This window comes from Bacteroides sp. 43_46 (genome assembly GCF_001915455.1).
In the GTDB taxonomy this organism is placed as follows: Bacteria; Bacteroidota; Bacteroidia; order Bacteroidales; family Bacteroidaceae; genus Bacteroides; species Bacteroides caccae.
In genome coordinates, this window is record NZ_MNQN01000089.1 from 1 (window position 1) to 3,032 (window position 3,032).

Below are 3,032 nucleotides of genomic sequence, written 5' to 3' on the forward strand. Positions count from 1 at the left end.
GGACTATTTTGTGGCATAAATACCTATAAAAAGTTATTGCATAGTATATATATTCCGTAAAATGGGGGAAAAGATTACCTATATCAGGTGATTGTTTCCTCTTTTCTTTTTACGGACCTTTGCATTCTCAAAAATTAAGAATTTAGAATTATAGGTATTCATGGTAAAAAGGTAAGCATCCGATAAAGTACCCGTTTTCTCTGTCATATTTTCATAGCACCTTTGCTTGTGCAATATTGCATGAACTTCTAACATATTTTCATTATGACAAAAGAACAATTTACCTCTTTACAGGAACTGCATCGTTTAAGCGGTCTGAGTCTTCTGAAATTTCTGCAACGTGAACATGTCAGTTACTCCACGTACAATTATTGGAAACGTAAATCTTCCAGTGTTCCCGATCACGAGACATCTGCTCCCCAATCAGTCTTAGCCCCCATCAGCCTGAAGTCCCCCTGTATTGCTTCCTCCTCTTCTGTTTCCGGAATGACCCTGTTGTTTCCTAATGGCGTCCGTGCCCATTTGAGTGCCGGTATGGAAGAGGCCGCTTCCCGTTTGATTAACCAATACGCCTGTTGCCATGTTCTGCCTGAATGATACGATGCGGTATTTTCTCTGCCCCGGCAGGACTGATATGCGCAAGGGTATCAGTTCTCTCTGCGGTGTGGTACACGAGCGTATGGGCTGCAGTGTCAGGAACGGTGATGTATTCATCTTCATTGGCAGCAGCCGTAAATTGATGAAGCTTCTCCATGCCGAGGATGGCGGTCTGGTGATGTATGTCAAGCGCCTTGAAGCCGGTCATTTCAAGATTCCCGAATATGACGAGAAATCGCGCAGCTATCCGATGGAATGGCGCGATCTTGTCATTATGGTGGAAGGAATCCGGGAATCTCCCGGGCAGCGTTTGAGACGTCTGAGGGCGGAACGAAATGTATATACTGTATAAAAATAGATGTCGTATTCCTTGTCTGTCCGGGATATATTTTGTACATTTATAGTGTAATTAAAAGAAACGGATTATGACCCAGGAAGAGATGCTTTCACAGATGAACTCAATGCTGCAGTCCCTGCAGCAGGTGAACGCATCCCAGGCTGAGACCATTATCAGGCTTACCCGGCAGAATGAATCCTTACAGAATCGTCTCAATGAGCTGACGGCTCAAGCCGCATGGCTGAACCGCCAGCTTTTCGGTCACAAGTCAGAGAAACTCCCGTCTCTTGATTCCAACCAGCCTGACCTGTTCGGTGACTTTCTTCCTGATAACGCGGCTGAACTGGAAAAAGCGCGTGAAGTAGCGGTGCAGACAATCACAAAAGAAACGGTGGAGAGCAAGAAACGGGAACGGAATAACCGCAGGATAATGGAAGGTCTTCCCGTACTTGAAAGGGTAATCATCGAGCCGGAAGACATTGACCTGGAACTGTACAGGAAGATTGGTGAGGAAGTGACCCGTGTGGTGGAACATAAGCCCGGACAACTTTATATAAAGGAGATTGTACGGCCCAAATATGCCCTTAAAGACAACACTTCACTTCCACCGGTCGGCAGAAAAGGAGTGGAGATAGCCGCCATGCCGCTGTTGCCTATATACAAAGGAATAGCGGGACCTACACTTTTGGCGGAGATACTCCTGCAGAAATATGAGTATCATCTTCCCTTCTACCGCCAGGTGAAACAGTTGCATCACCTGGGCTTCAAAGCTAGTGAAAGTACCATAGACGGATGGTTCAAGCCTGCGGTTGAACTTCTCAAGCCACTTTACGAGGTACTTAGGCAGGAAATCATGAAATCCGACTACATACAGGGGGATGAAACGACCGTACCTGTACTGGACAAGGCAGGACATCAGACCAACAAGGAATACTTGTGGATGGTCAGGGCGGTAGTCGAACGACTGGTGCTTTTCCATTATGACAAAGGATCACGGTCAGGTACGGTGATAGGGCAACTGGCTAAAGACTTCAAGGGTTATTTCCAATGTGACGGCTTTGAGGGTTACGAATCGGCTTTCAAGGTCAACCCGAATGTGCGCCTTGTTAACTGCATGGCTCATATACGCAGGTATTTTGAGCAGGCACTTGCTGAAAACAGGCAGATGGCGGAACATGCCTTAAAAGAAATACAGCTTCTATATCGCATAGAACATGACTGTGACCAGAAGCAGCTTACAGAAAATGAACGAATGGGAAAACGTCAGGAACTTGCCGGACCTATTATGGATGCCTTGAAGCTATGGATGGAAACAGAAGGGATAAAATACAGCCCAAACAGCCTGACCGGAAAGGCGATAACCTATGCCTATACCCGCTGGGAGAATATGATGAGGTATCTGCAGGATGGACGTATCCATATTGATAACAATCTGGCGGAAAATGCCATCCGACCAATCACATTGGGTAGAAAGAACTACTTGTTCTGTGGAGACCATCAGGCGGCCGTCAGCATGAGTGTCGTCTGTTCGTTACTGGCTACGTGCAAAGCGCATAAAGTAAATCCGCGCACTTATCTGAATGACGTTATAGCAAGAATGCCATATATGCAGAAGGCTAATTATGAGGAACTGCTACAAATGTTGCCACACAAATGGAAGGAAAAGAATAAAGAATGATGGAGATACAACGATAGATGGCTGCTTACCTGGAAAGGAGATATAGCCATTTTTTATAGTGTACTTTATCGGATGCTTACGTAAAAAGACAGTTACAAAGGATCAGTTTAGGCTCTCTTTTTTTTATAATCGGAGCGATATCTATTTTTGCACAACCTAAGACAATGGTATCCGGTAAAGTGATATCCAAAGAAAAACAGGAAGTCGTAGATTTTGCAACCGTATATTTGAAGGGTACAACTTATGGCTGTACAACGAATGAAGAAGGTATCTATCATCTTCATGCACCGGCAGGGAAATACACGCTGGTTGTTTCGTTGACCCGTCAGTGACTGAGTTGGGTGAAGTGGTAGTGGTGTCTAACGGGGTTTCCCGTGTGAAACGTTCCGCATTCAATGCGATAGCTGTAGATACAAAAGA

The 3,032-nt window shown here is 45.2% G+C and carries 3 protein-coding genes and 1 pseudogene; all 4 read left to right on the plus strand.

The window, feature by feature from the left end; genetic code table 11:
* Positions 1-264: 264 nt before the first annotated feature.
* On the plus strand, positions 265-597 hold the full coding sequence (tnpA, locus tag BHV72_RS07050; RefSeq protein ID WP_286855479.1) for an IS66 family insertion sequence element accessory protein TnpA: 333 nt from the start codon (positions 265-267) through the stop codon (positions 595-597).
* On the plus strand, positions 581-949 hold the full coding sequence (gene tnpB / locus BHV72_RS07055) for an IS66 family insertion sequence element accessory protein TnpB (RefSeq protein ID WP_167511782.1): 369 nt from the start codon (positions 581-583) through the stop codon (positions 947-949). Before tnpA ends, tnpB begins: the two co-directional genes overlap by 17 nt.
* Positions 950-1,022: 73 nt before the next feature.
* The gene (gene tnpC, locus BHV72_RS07060; RefSeq protein WP_286855481.1) at positions 1,023-2,612 is read left to right on the plus strand and encodes an IS66 family transposase; all 1,590 of its coding nucleotides are present in this window, start codon (positions 1,023-1,025) and stop codon (positions 2,610-2,612) included.
* A 164-nt stretch (positions 2,613-2,776) separates the two neighbouring features.
* Positions 2,777-3,032 (plus strand): annotated as a pseudogene (locus BHV72_RS07065) (carboxypeptidase-like regulatory domain-containing protein); the annotation flags it as partial.

Excerpts from the sequence above, each read along its gene's own strand:
- tnpB (WP_167511782.1), top strand. The coding sequence starts at position 581 with ATGTTCTGCCTGAATGATACGATGCGGTATTTTCTCTGCCCCGGCAGG.
- tnpA (WP_286855479.1), top strand. The coding sequence starts at position 265 with ATGACAAAAGAACAATTTACCTCTTTACAGGAACTGCATCGTTTAAGC.
- tnpC (WP_286855481.1), top strand. The coding sequence starts at position 1,023 with ATGACCCAGGAAGAGATGCTTTCACAGATGAACTCAATGCTGCAGTCC.